This is a genomic window from Candidatus Amarobacter glycogenicus, assembly GCF_016704105.1.
GTDB lineage: Bacteria > Chloroflexota > Dehalococcoidia > Tepidiformales > Tepidiformaceae > Amarobacter > Amarobacter glycogenicus.
This window is the reverse complement of sequence record NZ_JADJAT010000001.1, coordinates 577,501-593,049: the sequence shown is the minus strand read 5'-3', so window position 1 is coordinate 593,049 and position 15,549 is coordinate 577,501. Positions and strand designations below refer to the sequence as shown.

12 protein-coding genes (1 of these 12 only partly in view) are annotated in these 15,549 nt (G+C 66.3%); 8 read left to right on the top strand and 4 right to left on the bottom strand.

Annotated features, from left to right (window positions below):
• Positions 1-44 precede the first annotated feature (44 nt).
• The 4 genes from topA to glmU form a co-directional block, all read right to left on the bottom strand.
• Positions 45-2,402: a type I DNA topoisomerase gene (topA, locus tag IPG14_RS03025; protein ID WP_343390845.1), complete on the bottom strand. Its 2,358-nt coding sequence runs from the start codon at positions 2,400-2,402 to the stop codon at positions 45-47.
• 267 nt (positions 2,403-2,669) lie between these two features.
• Entirely contained in the window at positions 2,670-3,815 is a 1,146-nt protein-coding gene (gene dprA / locus IPG14_RS03020) for a DNA-processing protein DprA (RefSeq protein WP_343390844.1), read from the bottom strand.
• A 17-nt stretch (positions 3,816-3,832) separates the two neighbouring features.
• Positions 3,833-5,101 carry a hemolysin family protein gene (locus tag IPG14_RS03015; protein WP_343385032.1) on the bottom strand — a complete coding sequence of 423 codons (1,269 nt, stop codon included), beginning with the start codon at positions 5,099-5,101 and terminating at the stop codon, positions 3,833-3,835.
• On the bottom strand, positions 5,101-6,459 hold the full coding sequence (glmU, locus tag IPG14_RS03010; protein WP_343390843.1) for a bifunctional UDP-N-acetylglucosamine diphosphorylase/glucosamine-1-phosphate N-acetyltransferase GlmU: 1,359 nt from the start codon (positions 6,457-6,459) through the stop codon (positions 5,101-5,103). Before glmU ends, IPG14_RS03015 begins: the two co-directional genes overlap by 1 nt.
• A 284-nt stretch (positions 6,460-6,743) precedes the next feature.
• Here glmU and alaS point away from each other — a divergent pair, with 284 nt between their 5' ends.
• The 8 genes in view from alaS to aroB are tightly spaced (at most 33 nt apart) and all read left to right on the top strand, a layout consistent with a single transcriptional unit that may run on beyond the window.
• Entirely contained in the window at positions 6,744-9,437 is a 2,694-nt protein-coding gene (gene alaS / locus IPG14_RS03005) for an alanine--tRNA ligase (RefSeq protein WP_343390842.1), read from the top strand.
• Positions 9,438-9,470: 33 nt separating this feature from the next.
• Positions 9,471-11,048 carry a baseplate J/gp47 family protein gene (locus IPG14_RS03000; RefSeq protein ID WP_343385030.1) on the top strand — a complete coding sequence of 526 codons (1,578 nt, stop codon included), beginning with the start codon at positions 9,471-9,473 and terminating at the stop codon, positions 11,046-11,048.
• Between the two features lie 13 nt (positions 11,049-11,061).
• Positions 11,062-11,436 (top strand): Holliday junction resolvase RuvX, encoded by a 375-nt coding sequence (ruvX, locus tag IPG14_RS02995; protein WP_343390841.1) that lies wholly within the window; start codon positions 11,062-11,064, stop codon positions 11,434-11,436.
• Positions 11,433-12,521: an endolytic transglycosylase MltG gene (mltG, locus tag IPG14_RS02990; RefSeq protein ID WP_343390840.1), complete on the top strand. Its 1,089-nt coding sequence runs from the start codon at positions 11,433-11,435 to the stop codon at positions 12,519-12,521. Before ruvX ends, mltG begins: the two co-directional genes overlap by 4 nt.
• The gene (aroE, locus tag IPG14_RS02985) at positions 12,518-13,357 is read left to right on the top strand and encodes a shikimate dehydrogenase (protein WP_343385027.1); all 840 of its coding nucleotides are present in this window, start codon (positions 12,518-12,520) and stop codon (positions 13,355-13,357) included. Before mltG ends, aroE begins: the two co-directional genes overlap by 4 nt.
• Positions 13,354-14,028, top strand: a complete 675-nt coding sequence (locus tag IPG14_RS02980; RefSeq protein ID WP_343385026.1) for a hypothetical protein — start codon at positions 13,354-13,356, stop codon at positions 14,026-14,028. The genes aroE and IPG14_RS02980 overlap by 4 nt, the downstream gene beginning before the upstream one ends.
• Before the next feature lie 2 nt (positions 14,029-14,030).
• On the top strand, positions 14,031-15,206 hold the full coding sequence (gene aroC / locus IPG14_RS02975) for a chorismate synthase (RefSeq protein WP_343388033.1): 1,176 nt from the start codon (positions 14,031-14,033) through the stop codon (positions 15,204-15,206).
• Positions 15,206-15,549 carry the 5' end (the start) of a 3-dehydroquinate synthase gene (gene aroB, locus IPG14_RS02970; RefSeq protein WP_343390839.1) on the top strand. 1,327 nt of this gene lie beyond the right edge of the window, so only the first 344 of its 1,671 coding nucleotides appear in the window; its start codon is at positions 15,206-15,208; the stop codon falls past the right edge of the window. Before aroC ends, aroB begins: the two co-directional genes overlap by 1 nt.

Genomic DNA, 15,549 nt, shown 5'->3' with positions numbered 1-15,549 from the left:
TCCGGCAACACCGTTCCCACGTGTCGCATCGGATTTGTCTTCCCTTAGCTCGCCTTCCGGGCGCGGATCGCGGTGCCTGCTTTGCGTTTCGCGAATGCCGCTTTCCCTCGCGCGCTCCGCTCGAGCAATTTCCGGTTCGCCTCTTCGCGCTCCGGCAGCGGTCGCGCCGGCGCGAGCTTCTCGAGGCTGTTGGTCGTGTAGCTGCAGTTCGGGTAGTTCCAGCAGCCCCAGAACTTCCCCCGCTTGGTCTGCTTCTCCACGAGTTGGCCGGAGTCTGGCTCCTCCGGGCAGGCGATGCCCACCGGGACGCCGCCGCGGAAATCGCAGGTGCCCTTCTCACGGTTCACGCAGTCGACGTACGCCCCGTAAGGGCCGTGCTTCTGCACAAGCGCGCCGCCGTCCTTTGGACATTTGAAATCCGTCTCCGTCGGCGGGGCGACGAGCATCGGATTCCCGTCCTTGCCCATGGGAAGCGAGTTGGTGCACTCCGGATAGCGCGGGCAGGCGAAGAACTTACCGTTGCGACCCCACTTGATCACGAGGTTCGCCTGGTCGCAGACGTTGCAGCGGATGTCGGTCGTTTCCTGCTGCTTCTCGGCCGAGGCTTCGCCTTCATCGAGTTCCTTCTTGAATCCCGGCCAGAACTCACGCAGCACGGTGTCATAGTCGCGCTCGCCGGCCGCGACCTCATCGAGTTCTTTCTCCATCTCACCGGTGAAGGGCACATCGACATACTTCTTCATGTGTTGTTCCAGAAGGTCGTGCACGATGAAGCCCAGTTCCTGGGGCACGAGCGCACGGCCCTGGCGTTCCACGTAGTCCCGCTTCATCACTGTCTGGACGATGCTGGCGTAGGTGCTCGGCCGGCCGATGCCTTCTTCTTCGAGTGCGCGCACGAGCGACGCCTCGGTGTAGCGAGGCGGCGGCTCGGTCTGGTGGCGACGGGAGTCGACGGCCTTGCGCGTCAGGATGTCGCCCTGTGCAAGCTCCGGGAGTGCCGTTACCACCCCTTCTTCGTCTTCTTCGGCCTGCCGGTCGTTCACGTCGGCGCCATAGGCCTTCAGATGGCCCTCGAAGACAAGTGCACTGGCGCTGGCGCGAAAGGTGCCGGCCAGGGCCCCGTTGTCGCGGGCCTCGATTTCGACAGCCATGGTGGCATACCGGGCATCGGTCATCTGGCTCGCGGTGAACCGCTGCCAGATGAGCGTGTATACCCGCAACTGGTCGGCACTCAAGACGCGCCGAAGGCTCTCCGGCATCGCCGAAGGGTCGGTCGGCCGGATGGCCTCGTGCGCTTCCTGGGCGCCTTTGCTCCGGGTCGCGTAGACGCGTTCTTTGTCCGGGATGAACTGGCTTCCCCATGCGCCGGAGATCCAATCGCGTGCCTGCCGTCGCGCGATTGGGGAAATGCTCACCGAGTCGGTGCGCATGTAGGTGATGAGTCCGGATTGACCGTTGACTCCCTCGTAGAGCTCCTGGGCGATGCCCATCGCCCGCGCGGCGCTCATGCCGAGGCGGTTCACCGCAGCCTGCTGGAAGGTGCTGGTCGTGAAGGGCGGCACCGGTCCGCGGCGCTTCTCGCCCTTCGTCACCGAAGCGACGCTGAACTCTGAACGGTTGAACGTCGTAGCGAGGCTGTTCGCCGCTGATTCGTCGGGGATGGCCGGGCCGGCGGCCCGGAACGGCGGCCGCATCGAGGCCCCCTTCGTCATCGCCGGGAAGTTCGCGAGTTCGGCTTCGAACCCACGCCCGGCCTTCTCCAGGCCGGCGTGGATCGACCAGTACTCGACCGCGCGGAAGCCCTGGATTTCCTTCTCTCGCTTCACAATGAGACCGAGGGCAACGCTCTGGACGCGGCCCGCGCTGGCGCCCCGGCTAACTTTCTTTTGGACGAACCATGTGAGCGGGAAACCGATCAGCCGGTCCAGGACGCGGCGCGCCTGCTGGGCGTCCACGAGGTCCATGTCGATTTTGCCGGGCGTCCTGCGGCCGTGATCCGCAGCGCCATCGACGTGCCCACCGGTAGCCTCGGCGAAGGCGGCTTCGATCGCTGGCTTGGTGATCTCGTGGAAGACCACGCGCGTCACCTTGTCGTCCGGGATCTCGGCCGCTTCTTTGATGTGCCAGGCGATGGCCTCGCCCTCGCGGTCGGGGTCCGTCGAGAGGAAGACGCGGGTGGCATGCTTCGCCGCCTTGGCGATGTCCGCGACGACATCCGACTTATCGACGCCGCGGCGCTTGTCCTTCACGACGACGTACTTGGGCGTGAAGTCGAGCTTCTCCACGCTCTCCACCCCATAGCCGTAGGGTGGCAGATCGCGGACGTGGCCAACCGAAGCGATGACCTCGTAGTCGTCGCCCAGGATGTTCTTCACCGTACGAGCCTTCGTGGGCGATTCCACGACGACGAGGTTGCGTGCACGATTGCCGCGCGGACGGGTCTCCGGCGTTGGGGTCACGGGTTCCCGGCGGGCACGGGGCGCCGCCGAACTGCGGGCTTTCGGGGCCGGCGTAGTCCGAGCCTTGCCCTTCCGGGTTGGGGTTTCTGTTGCCAAGACTTGTACCTTTCGCCGGTGTAGATCGACCGGCGCGTTTTCCGAGAGTAGAGAGCCGCTTCACGCTATGTCTAGAGGGAGCCGCCCCCGGACTTTCGGAATCCATACGCCGCATCAGGCGATGGCATACGTCATCGGGCCTGCCGGACGGACCCGGCCCTCGAGTTCGAGGATCTGCAGCGCGCCGCTTACCTCGGCGATCGGCATCCCCGCGTTCCGGGCGATCTCGTCAATGTGGAGCGGCCCTGCGGCGAGCCATTTCAGGAGCGGGTGGTCGTTCCTGGGGCCGGCGGAAGGGCGTTTCGGGGCGGCCGTCGGGGCCGATTCGAAGAACGCCGGCTGGGCATCCGATTGGACGGACGGCCCGAGACCTGCTCCGGTGGCGATGAGGTTCAGTTCCTCGCAAAGCTGTTCGGGCGTAGCGACGAGTTTCGCGGTGTTTTCCCGGATCAACTGGTTTGTGCCGTAACTCTGGCGCGAGAAGATGCTGCCCGGGATCGCAAAGACATCTCGCCCCTGTTCGAACGCCCAGTTCGCCGTGTGCAGCGCCCCGCTGCCCTCACCCGCCTCCACCAAGAGCGCGGCCTTCGCCAGCCCCGAAAGGATCCGGTTCCGCCGGGGGAAGTAGTCGCGCCGCGCCGGGATCCCCACCGGGTACTCGCTGACCAGACACCCCTGCTCGACGATTCGCTCCGCCAGTCCGGCATTCTCGCGTGGGTAGACCTGGTCGATCCCTCCGGCCAGGACTGCGACGGTGGGGGCGCCGTTCTCAAGCGCGACGCGGTGCGCAATCGCGTCCACGCCGCGTGCGAGGCCGCTGATGATGGCGACTCCGCTACGGGCGAGGACGGTGCAGAAGTGCTCTGCCGCCTGGCGACCATAAGGGGTGACATGGCGGGTCCCAACGACGGCGACCGCCTGTTCGAACTGCGGCCCCAACACCCCACGGACGAATATCACTGGCGGGCTCTGGGGGATGTCGCGGAGGCTCTGGGGGTAGCTTTCGTCCAGCCACGTCAGGGCGTGGGCGCCGTGCTTCATCATCAGCTCGATCTCGTGCTCGGCATCGAAAGCCTGCTTTGCTTTCGAGACCGCCCGGAGGTACTGCGCGTCGAGACCGGCCGAGGCGAGGCGTTCGTTGGATGCGGCCCACGCGGATTCGATGTTCCCGAAACGGGCCAGGAGCAAGGCGAAATTCGTGCTGCCGAGGCCCGCCCTGCGCAATGCCAGCCAATACGCCAGTTCCGGGTGTTGCTCCACGGGCGGCACTCTACAACTTAGTGAGCGCCTGCGCCTTCCGGTTCGCGTTCCCGCACCTTCGCCACGCGCAGCCGGCGAATTCGGCGGCCAGACATGCTCAGCACGCGCAGGTTTAGGCCATCAACCTCGACTTCGTCCCCAACTGAGGGCAGCCGCCCTAGCCGGTGAATCACAAAGCCGCCGACCGTATCGAAGTCTTCCGACTCGATTTCGTAGTCGAACAGGTCCTTCAGCACGTCGGTCGTCGTGCCGGCATCGAGGACGACCTCGTCTTCCGAGATGACTTCCATCGCGGGCCGGGCCACGTCGTATTCGTCTTCGATCTCGCCGACGATCTCCTCGAGGAGGTCTTCGATCGTGACGAGTCCGGCCGTCCCTCCATATTCGTCCACCACGATCGCCATGTGGATCCGCCGGGATTGCATCTCCTGGAGCAGTTCGTCGAGTCGTTTCGACTCCGGGATGAAGAACGGTTCGCGCAGGATTTCCGCAAGCAGGCGATCGCGCCCGCCGTTGGTCATCGCCCGGAGTAATTCCTTTGCGTAAAGGATCCCGACGATGTCATCGATGTTCTCACGAAACACGGGCACCCGGCTGAAACCGCGTTCGGTCACAATCGTCGCGACTTCCTCGATGCGGTCCTCAATATCCGCGACAGCCATATCGATGCGCGGGACCATGATTTCTCGTGCCGATTTGTCTTCGAGCGCAATGATGCCTCGGATCATCCGCCGTTCCTGTTCCTCCACGCCCCCGGCGGCCTCTTCTCGTTCTACCAGCGTGAGGATGTCGGTGTCCGGGTCGCGCGAAACGGTGATGATCGAACGCGCCACGACACGCGACGGCAGCCCGAGAACAAAGGCGGGCGCCGCGAACACATAGCTCGCCGCCCGGGCTACGCCGCTCAACTGCAGCGCCGCCAGCTCCGGGGACCGTGCCACCACAAGGCCGACGGTCATCTGTATGAACGCGACGTAAACGCCGCCAAGGAGACCGAATCCAACCACGCTGAGGAAGTCCGCATCGCCCCGGGCGCCGAGGTAGGCGAACATGCCGACGATCGCTGCGCTGGAGAGCACTCGTGCGGTCGTTAGGGCCCCGAGGAAGCGCCCCGGCTGGTCGAGATCGCCCGCGATTCGCCGGGCCTGGCGGTTCCCCCGGGCGGCGAGCGCCTGGATACGGACATCGTTGGCTCGTTCGAGGGCGGCCTCGGCGGCTGCCACCGCCCCCAGGACGAGCGAGCACCCGGCAATCGCGCCAACCGTAAGGATCGTGACGATGTCCATCAGGCCGAAGACTCCTCTGCTGGCGAACGGCGCTGGAAGGGGCGTGCCGGGACTCCGGCAACTGTTTCGCCGGGCGCGACGTCTCGGGTTACCACGGAACCGGTCGCGGTGTACGCCCTGGCGCCGATCGTCACCGGGGCAATGAGCATGGTGTCGCAACCGATGAAGGCGTCCTCGCCGATTGTCGTCCGGTGTTTGTGCTCGCCGTCGAAGTTGCAGGTGATCGAACCCGCGGCGATGTTCGCCCGTGCCCCGATATCCGCGTCGCCCATGTAGCTGAAGTGGTGCATCTTCACGCCCGGGCCGACCCGCGAGTTCTTCACTTCGGCGTAGTTGCCGATTTGGCAGTCATCACCGATCACTGCTCCACCGCGAATGTGGGAAAACGGCCCCACCGTGCACCGCGCGCCGATGGTCGAGTCCTCGACAACCGAATTCTGCACGGAGGTGTCGTCTCCGATGCTGGCATTCCGCAGCGTCGTCTCGGGGCCGATGACCGCTCCGGTTGAGATAGCCGACCTGCCGAGGATGTGCGTGTTCGGGAGAATCGTCACGTCTGTTTCGATCGAGGCGGCTGCGTCGATGTAGGTTGTCGCCGGGTCGCTGATCGTGACGCCGGCCAGCATGTGCCGATCGAGCACGCGGCGGCGCATCGCCGTCTCGGCCTCTGCGAGCTTCAGCCGGTCATCCACGCCGAGTGCTTCAATGGCGTCGGCAGGGGCCGTTGCTCCCGGGGTGCCGAGCTCGGCCGCCATCGCCACCAGGTGGGTCAGGTAGTACTCGCCCCTGGCGCTCACGGGTACCGCTGGAAGCGTGCGCCAGAGCCATGCGGCATCGAAGACGTACTGCCCGGCGTTGATTTCCGCGGGTCCGTCCGCGCCGTCGTAGTCGGCTGCTTCAATGATCGCCACGGGGTCGCCTGCGCCGTCGCGCAGGACGCGCCCAAGGCGGCCCGGGTCTGCGACAGCGCAGGACACAAAAGCCAGCGGGCGGATGATCCGCGCGTCGCGCAGGCGGCCCAGGAGTTCATCGGTGATGAGCGGGCAGTCCCCGTTCAGGACCATTACTTCGTCACAGCCCGCCATGGCCTCACGGCAGCGAAGCACCGCATCGCCCGTGCCGTTGAGTTCGGTCTGTTCGACGAACGACACGTCCAGCGCGCCAAGGGCGTCTCGTACGGCTTCGGACTGGTGGCCGACGACGACGGCGATGGTATGGGGCTGTAGCTCCCGTGCCGCGTTGATAACGTGGATGCCCATGGGCACGCCGCAAACCGGATGGAGGACTTTGTGCAGGCGGGACTTCATACGGGTCCCCATGCCTGCGGCTAAGACGATGACACCCAGATTGGCGCTCACAGCCCGGCCCCTCGCGGCGAGCGCCACACGAAACGAGCGTCAAACAAGCGGGTCGTACTGGGAGGCTCTGAGTCAGTGCACATAAGGGACGCCAGTTACCGCGTCCACGGTCATCGTGGGGCGGCCATGGGGGCATGTCAAGGGATTTCCGCCGCGTTTGGGCCCGCGATGTCGCCCTGCGCCGGTCTTCGGCCCGCGCTCGCTTCCCCGGCCGCGGCGCCGCCTATTGGGGATTGGGATTATCGACAATGGAACCGGGCGGCACATAGGATTCGAGCACTGTTATGACTGACCAGCCCCGTACCTCCGACGAAATCCGCGAGGCCTATATCGCATTCTTCCGCGAAAAGGGCCACCAGCTGCTTCCGCCCTGGCCCCTCGTGCCCATCGGCGACCCGACCTCCATGTTCACCAGCGCCGGCATGCAGCAGTTCAAGCCGATCTTTATGGGAGAACAGGAGGCGCCCGGCGCACGCGCCGTGACCGTCCAGCGCTGCTTCCGCACCACCGATATCGAAGTTGTCGGCGACCGCAGCCACTGCACGGCCTTCGAGATGATGGGCAACTTCAGCTTCGGGGACTACTTCAAGAAGGGCGCCATCGAGATGGCGTGGGAGTTGCTCACACAGGTCTACCAGCTCGACCCGGAGCGCCTCCATGCGACGGTCTACCTCGATGACGAGGATGCCTACGAAGCCTGGCTCGCGGTCGGGCTGCCGGCTGAACGCATCCACCGCCGCGACGAAGACCTGAACTACTGGTTCAGCTTTCCGAACGGCACGCCCGGCGCCAGTGGCCCGCTCGGCCCCGACAGCGAGATTTACTACGACCTCCACCCCGAGATGGGCGAGGTGGTGCGCGACCTCCCGCTCGAGGAGATGGAGGCGAAGGGCGTCGGCGTCGGCTACGACGAACGGTACCTCGAGATCTGGAACCTGGTCTTCATGCAGCTGTACCAGCACCCGGACGGGCGCCGCGAGCCACTGCCGGCCCAGAACATCGACACCGGCAGCGGTCTCGAACGCGTCGCCATGGTCATCCAGGGCGTGGATTCGGTCTTCGAGACCGACATCTTCTATCCAATCCTCGCCCAGGCGGCTTCCGAGTTCGACCTGCACTACGAATCGGCGAACGAAAACCTGAAGCACGTTATCCGTGCGATGTCGGAGCACTGCCGGGCGGCGACGCTGCTCATTGGCGACGGCGTTGTGCCGAGCAATGAAGGCCGCGGGTACGTCCTCCGGCGGGTCATCCGCAGGGCGGTGTACCTCGCCCGCAGGGCCGGCCTGAAGCAGCGCTTCACCGCCCGCGTCGGCGGTGTCGTCGTAGATAAGATGGGCGGCTATTACACCCACCTGGTCGAATCCCGGAAGTTCATCGAGCAGGCCCTTGACGCCGAAGAGGAGCGGTTCGTTCGGACCCTCGCGAGCGGACAGACCCGTCTCGAGGGGCTCCTCGAGCGTCTTGGCGAATCGGGCTCGACCGTCGTGCCGGGTGAGGAAGCCTTCGCGCTTTACGACACCTTCGGACTGCCGATCGAGCTCACGCGCGAGATAGCCGCGTCCGAAGGCTTCAGCGTCGACGATGCCGGCTTCGAAACGGCCATGGAAGCGCAGCGCAATCGCGCACGGCAACAGGGTAAGTTCCTCAAGGGCGAGGTTTCCCCGGCGCTCCAGTCGCTTGGCGAGGAGCACTCCGACTTCATCGGCTACTCCCACATCGAAGGCGATGGCGCCGTCATAGCCATCCTCAAGGGCGGCGTCCTCACGGGCATGGTCACCCAGGGAGAAGCCTGCGAAGTGATCCTCACGACCACCCCCTTCTACCCGGAAGGAGGCGGCCAGGTGGGCGACCACGGGAACATTCGCACCCGCTCCGGCGTCTTTGCCGTAGATGACACCCAGGCCGCCGGCGGAGCGATCATCCACCGGGGCCGCGTCCTCGAGGGGGCAATCCGCGTGGCCGAAACGGCTCAGGCGACGGTCGACATCGAATGGAGGCATGGATCGGCCCGGAACCACACGGGCACCCACCTGCTCCACGCTGCCCTTCGCCAGGTGCTCGGGACGCACGTCCGGCAACAAGGCTCACTCGTCACGCCGGACCGCCTGCGGTTCGACTTTACCCACCTCGAACAGACTCCGCGGTCCGCGCTCGCCGAAGCCCAGAAGATCGCGAACGAGAAGGTGCGCCACGACCTTGAGGTCGCCTGGCGCACGACCGGCTACCGCCAGGCGGTTGAAGGCGGCGCGCTGGCCTTCTTCGGCGACAAGTACGGCGCCGATGTCCGCGTCGTCGAGATCCGAGACGCCGACGCCACGTTCAGCGCCGAACTCTGTGGTGGGACGCACGTCCACCACACGGGCGAGATCGGTTTTGTCCACATCGTCCGGGAATCGGCCGTGGCCGCGGGCACCCGCCGCATCGAGGCGCTCACCGGCCGAGCCGCCGAAGCCCACCTCATCGAACAGCAGGAACGCCTCCTCAAGATCGCCGACAGGCTGGGGACAGGCCCGTCGGAGATCGAAGAACGGCTCGATGCGATGCAATCCGAGCTGGAGCGCCTGCGGAAACAGGGCGGCGAACTCCAGCGGCTCCAGGGTGCTTCGCTGAGCGACAGCCTCATCGAAGCGGCCCAGAAGGTCGGCGACGCATTCCTCGTTGTCGCCCGCGCCGACGCCTCGTCGCTGGATGTCCTGCGCGACATCGCCGATCGAATTCGCACCAGGCTGAAGCCGGCGCTCATCGTGCTCGCCGCCAACATCGATGGTCGTCCCGCCTTCCTCGTGGCGGCAACCCCGGACCTGGTCGACCGTGGTGTCCACGCCGGCAACCTCATCCGGGAGATTGCGAAGGTGGCCGGTGGCGGCGGCGGCGGCCGTCCCGACATCGCCCAGGCCGGCGCGAAGGACGCTTCGCTCATCGATGCGGCACTCGCCGAGGGCCGCAGACGCGCAATGGAGGCACTCTCCGGATAGCAACTCCGGTGAGAGCGAGGTGGTGGTTTGGCGATGGAGGAACCCGGCTCCCTCTCCGGTGATGACGGGGAAGCGGTCCGCGAAGACGTCGCCAGCGTCGTCCTCGTCGATCGCGCCGAGGATGTGGCGGCGGTTTGCGGCCGTGTCGATGCCGCGCCGACCTGGGCAGTGGTCATCCACGCGCCTGAAGGCAACCGCCCCCTCGGCACGGAACTCGGCATGCGGCGCCTCATTCACCACGCCCAGGATGCCGGCAAGGTCATCGCCATCGCGACGCGCTCGGGCGCGCTGGCTTCTCGCGCCCGCGAACTCGGTGTGCCTGTCGCCCGCAAGCCTCAGCACGTCCGCTGGGATGCAGGCGGCAAGCACGTCATCCGGGCGGGCAAGCTGAGCCTTGCTGCCCCGAGCGTCGGCCGTTACGTCCAGGTCGCCGTCATCGCCGCGGTCGCGTTCATCGCGCTCTTCCTGGTCCTCGCCATGGCCCCTTCCGCGACCGTCACGGCGTATCCCCCAACTGAGACGGTGAGCGAGGTCATCACCATCACGGCATCCGAATCGCGCACGGAAGTCGACCTCAAGACGCTCGAAGCCCCCGCCAGCCGTGTTTCGGCCGAACGGAAGTTCACGCTCGCCGCGAAGACCACCGGGTCGACGCAGGTTGGGACGGTTCCGGCGAAGGCCAGGGTCACCATCACCAACTCCACCCAGGCGGCGGTGGCCGTCGCGCAGGGCAGCGTCGTCCTCGCGGGCCCGGAGTTCTTCCCGTTCGTCGTCGATGAGACGGTGACGGTGCCGGCCGGCGGGGCCGTCGAGGCAAGCGTCACGGCCAGGCGCCCCGGCGTCGCGGGCAATGTGCCCGCCGGTACGATCAACGGATGGGAGGCCGAACGGCTGCGCTTCCTCGGCTTGACGAATGCCGCGGCGGCGGCGGGCGGCCTGAGCGAGCCTCGGCCGGCTGTCGATCCCAGGGACGTCGCCGGTCTGAACGAACTGGCAAAGTCCCTCGAAGGTTCCGAGGCGGTCAAGCAGTCACTCGTGGAAGCCCGGCCGCGCGATGCGGTCTTCATGGGCACTGCCACCAGCCTGCTCGAACTCGGATCCGCACATCCGGCCGTGGGCACGCCCGCCGATGTCGTCTTTCTCGAAGTGACTGTGACGCTCTCGGCGCTCGCGCTGCTGGAAGGCACTCTGGACCAGTTGGCCCGCCACGTCCTCTCCGGGCGGGCCGTTGAGGGGGAGTTCGTCCCCGGCACCGTGCGCGCCATCGAGACCGGCGCCCGCCAGCTCGATGTCGACACGGCGACGGTGAAGACCGAGCTCCGGGTCCAGGGAGAACTCGCCCGGGGCGTCACGAAGGACGCCATCCGCGATGCGGTGAAGTGGAAGGAGAAGGACGCCGCGCGGTCGACCCTCTCCGGGCGGTATGGTATTCAGGACGCAGATGTCCGGCTTTCCGGATGGGCGCCGCGGTTGCCGCTCTTTGGGTTCCGAATCGATGTAACCCTCGCGGTCCGCGAAGCCTCTACAACGGCCGGGTCTGTCCTTCCGCATGGCGCATCAACAATCCCAACCGCAACTGCAACCCCGGCTGCTGGCGCTGGACCCCGGTGAGGCGCGAATCGGCGTGGCCGTCAGCGATGACCTCGGCCTGTACGCTCACCCGCGACCGGCGATTCGCACTCGCTCCGTTGCCGAAGCGGTCCGGGCCGTTGTGCGGCTCGTCCAACAGGAAGTCGTTGCCGAGGTGATCGTCGGCCTGCCGCTCACGCTCGCTGGCGCACGTGGCCACCAGGCCGAGGCTACCCGGCCGCTGGTCGAAGCGCTTCGGGCGGCCCTGGCCGTTCCGGTGCGGGAAATTGACGAGCGGCTCTCTTCCGCGCAGGCCGCCGCCGCCAGCCCCGGGCTCGGCGGAAAACGCGATGGCTCACTCGATTCGGCCTCCGCCGCGGTCGTCCTCCAGGGCGTGCTCGATCGCAGGCGCCGGGAAGCCGCCCGATGACTCCACGGCTCATTACGCCGATAGGTGCGGTTGGGGTGGCAGTCACCGTCTTCGCGTTGCTTGCTGCGAGTTACTTCCTGGCCAAGACCCCCGGGGATGTGCTTGGAGAGGACCTCGTCCCGCTGGCACAGGCCGCGACAGACCGGGAGGAGGTTGGATACACCCTTCCGGCTGGGCGTTCCGCCGGAGACATCGGGTCGGACCTGGAGCGACTGGGGGTGATCGGCTCCGGCCAGCAGTTCGAGTTCCTCGTCAGCCTCGTGGGCGTCCAGCAACGGCTCAGCACCGGGGATTACCTCCTTCGGAAGAACTCATCCGCCCTGACCGTCGTCAGAGAGCTGACCGTTAAGGAGCAAGTCCCGGTCCTGAAAGTGACTTTCCCAGAAGGCATCCGGATCGAAGAGATGGCCATCATCGCGGAGAAGGCCGGCTTTGGCAGCCGCGAGTCTTTCATGGCGGCCACGAAGGCCGCCGAACTCCCGCCGGGGTTCGTGGAGGCCTTCCCCGCCGGCGAGTCGCTCCAGGGCTACCTCTTTCCCGATACCTACATCATGCCCGTCGGCTCGACCGCCGAGCAGCTCGTCGACTACATGCTGCGGACGCTCGATCGTCGGTTCTCGCCGGAACTCCGCCTGGCTGCGAAGTCGCAGGGGCTCAACACGCACCAGGCGCTGACGCTCGCCTCCATCGTCGAGCGCGAGGCAGTGCTCGAACCGGAACGAGCCAGGATAGCCGGTGTCTTCTACAACCGGCTGACGGCGCAAGACATGCTCGGCGCCGACCCCACCGTGCAATACGCTGTCTCGCTCATCGCCGGCTCCGTAGAGCAATTCGGTTACTGGAAGAAGGACCTCACACTCGTCGACCTGAAGCTGGCCTCGCCTTACAACACCCGGGAAGTGCCCGGCCTCCCGCCTGGCCCAATCGCCAACCCCGGCCTGGCCTCCATCGAAGCTGTCGCGAATCCCGAGAAGACCGACTTCTACTACTTCGTTGCCGATGCGAAGGCGAACGATGGTTCTCACGTGTTTGCAGTCACCCTGGCTGAACATGAGCGCAATATTCAGCAGTACGGCACGCCATGACCGGGCGTGTTGGGATCATCGGCCACCCGGTGGCGCATTCGCTCTCGCCAGTGTTCCAGGGAGCGGCCTTCGCGATCTGCGGACTGGATGTCCACTACGAGGCGTGGGACACACCGCCCGGGAGACTGCCAGAGCGGATCGCGTCGCTCCGCACTCCTGGTTGCCTTGGGGCGAATGTCACCATTCCCCACAAGGAGGCCGTCATCCCTTTGCTCGATGAGCTCGGTGGCCTGAGCGCGCGGGTGGGCGCGGTGAACACCATCGTCAATCGCGAAGGACGCCTCTTTGGCTTCAACACCGATGGGCCGGGTTTCGTTGCCGCCCTGAAGAACGAAGCAGCGTTTGACCCGGCCGGGAAGGACATCCTTCTTCTCGGCGCCGGCGGAGCGGCTCGTGGGATTTCTTTCGCTCTCGGTGAAGCGCTCTGTCGCTCAATCACCCTCTGGAACCGCTCTCCGGACCGGGCCTACCGTTTGCTCGCCGAATTGACGGCCGCCGGCGTCCACGCCGAATGGCAGGGCTCGCCCGATCCCTGGGGGTTTGACTGCATCGTCAATTGCACATCCGTCGGCATGGAGGGCACCGGCACAGAAACCGCTTCAGCTTGCGACTTCGGCCGGGCGCGCCCGGAGGCGCTTGCCGTCGACATCGTCTACAAACCAGAAGCGACGGCGTTCCTCAACGCAGCAAGGAACGCTGGATTGCGCACGCTTGGAGGTCTCCCGATGCTGATCTACCAGGGAGCGCTCGCTTTCGAACTGTGGACCGGCGTGCGCGCACCAGTCGATGTCATGTTCGAGGCCGCGCGCCAGCGACTCCGGGAGCAGAGCCGATGATTCTCGTTGGCCTGCTCCTCTTCGCGGTCGTCTTCCTCGGGGTTGGCTGGGCCGTTTCGACGGAGATGTTCCAGCACCGCGCATGGCGACGACGGGTCGAGTCCGGCGACACGGACATCGTCGCGGCGCTAGTCGAGGAAGCGCTCGCTTCCTGGCGTCGCGGCCGTCCCCCGCGCGGCACCCCCGCGAGCCTCTGGGCGGGAGTCCAGGCAGCTCAGCTCATGGCGGTCGAAGCGAGCGGCGTCACCCTCTCCACATCAGCCCAGGGCGAGTTCCGCGCGGAGGGGGCGGCCCGCGTCCAGGTGGCTTCGGCACTTGATGAGGCGATCGCCCTCGCCGCCAGGCTTCTCGACATGATCATGTACGATGTGCCCAACCTTCGGCTCGGTTACGTCCGCGTCGATGTGTACTCCACCTTCACCGGAGCCGATGGGACGCCCCAGCAGTTGCCGATCCTGACGGTGACTGGCGACCGGGCGACCGCCGATGAGATGACCTGGGAAGCCCTTACACCCGAAGAAATCCTCGGCCGCTTCGAGGCCAATTTCCAGCGCGCCCCGAACGGCCAGCCGTTGCCGATCGAACTGGCGCCCGTCCCCGGTGTTGCGCCTCGGCCAACCGAACAGGCCGCTGCCGAATTCGCCGCCTCGCTCGAACGAAGGGATGGCTAGCAATGGGACAGTTCCGTTTCCTCACCGCCGGCGAGAGCCACGGCAAGGGCCTCACGATGATCATCGAGGGATTGCCGTCGGGGCTCCCGCTTGCTGAAAGCGACATCTCTCCCGACCTCGGCCGGCGCCAGGGTGGCTACGGCCGCGGCGGGCGCATGAAGATCGAGAAGGATCATGCCGAAATCACCGCCGGCGTCCGCCACGGCTACACCCTCGGCTCGCCGGTTTCCATGTGGGTACAGAACCGGGACTGGGTGAACTGGACCGAGAAGATGGCCATCGAGCCAGTCGAAACCGAGATCGAACGCGTCACGCGGTTGAGGCCCGGCCATGCCGACATGCCCGGCATCGTGAAGTACGGGTTCGATGACGTTCGAAACATCCTCGAGCGTGCCAGTGCTCGGGAGACCACGGCCCGTGTCGCCGTTGGGGCGGTCGCGAAACGGCTGCTCGCGGAATTCGGCGTCGTCTTCCGCAGTCACACCATCTCCATCGCTGGCGTCCATGCCGACGTCCCTCCCGTCATCGACTGGGAGGCCGTCGAGGCGGACCCGGTCCGCTGTTCGGATTCCGCCTCCGGCCAGCGCATGGTCGACGCGATCAACGCCGCCAAGCCGGATGGCGACACGGTGGGCGGCGAAATCGAAGTCCGCGTCAGCGGAATCCCAATCGGCCTGGGGTCGCATGTCCACTGGGACCGCAAGCTCGACGGTCGCATCGCCCAGGCTATCTGCAGCATCAACGCGTTCAAGGCGGTGGGCTTCGGGCTTGGCTTCGCTGCGACCGGGATGCGCGGCTCACAGGTTCACGACGTGATCCTGCCGGTCTCGGAGTGGCGCGGGCAGGCCTGGCGTCACCAATCGAACAACCACGGCGGCATCGAAGGTGGGATGAGCACTGGCGAGGAGATCGTCGTGCGGGCGGCCGTCAAACCGATCCCGACGCTCGCCCATCCGCTTCCATCGGTCGACCTTGATTCCGGTGAGGAGGTCCTGGCTCATTACGAGCGAAGCGACGTCTGCGTCGTCCCCGCCGGCGGCGTGGTCGCCGAGGCCATGGTGGCGATTGTCCTGGCGGACGCCTGGATGGAGAAATTCGGCGGCGACACGCTCCCCGAATCTCGCGCCAACTACGAGCACTACCTCTCCACTATCGGGCCGCGCGCCCGCGCTGACTGATGGTCGCCCAACGAATCTTCCTTGTTGGTCTCTCGGGCGGCGGTAAGTCCACCGCCGGACGCCTGCTGGCCCAGCGGCTCGGCTGGCAGTTCGCAGATTCGGATGACGAAATTGAGCACGCCACTGGCCGGAAAGTGCCCGAAATCTTCGCCGAGGAAGGCGAGGCGGCATTCCGCAAACGCGAATGCGATGCCATCCGAAAGCTTGCTCAGCGAGAGCCCATCGTAATCGCCACCGGCGGCGGAGCAGTCACCGTCCCCGAGACACGCGCCCTCCTGGGCGACGGCTTCGTCGTCTGGCTGTCGGTGAGCCCGGAGGAGGCGGCGCGGCGCCTCGGACAGGA

Bases quoted from the DNA above. Each gene is read 5' to 3' on its own strand.
- mltG (WP_343390840.1), top strand. From the start codon at position 11,433: ATGACTCCACGGCTCATTACGCCGATAGGTGCGGTTGGGGTGGCAGTC.
- IPG14_RS03000 (WP_343385030.1), top strand. From the start codon at position 9,471: ATGGAGGAACCCGGCTCCCTCTCCGGTGATGACGGGGAAGCGGTCCGC.
- aroE (WP_343385027.1), top strand. From the start codon at position 12,518: ATGACCGGGCGTGTTGGGATCATCGGCCACCCGGTGGCGCATTCGCTC.
- IPG14_RS02980 (WP_343385026.1), top strand. From the start codon at position 13,354: ATGATTCTCGTTGGCCTGCTCCTCTTCGCGGTCGTCTTCCTCGGGGTT.
- aroC (WP_343388033.1), top strand. From the start codon at position 14,031: ATGGGACAGTTCCGTTTCCTCACCGCCGGCGAGAGCCACGGCAAGGGC.
- IPG14_RS03015 (WP_343385032.1), bottom strand. From the start codon at position 5,101: ATGGACATCGTCACGATCCTTACGGTTGGCGCGATTGCCGGGTGCTCG.
- alaS (WP_343390842.1), top strand. From the start codon at position 6,744: ATGACTGACCAGCCCCGTACCTCCGACGAAATCCGCGAGGCCTATATC.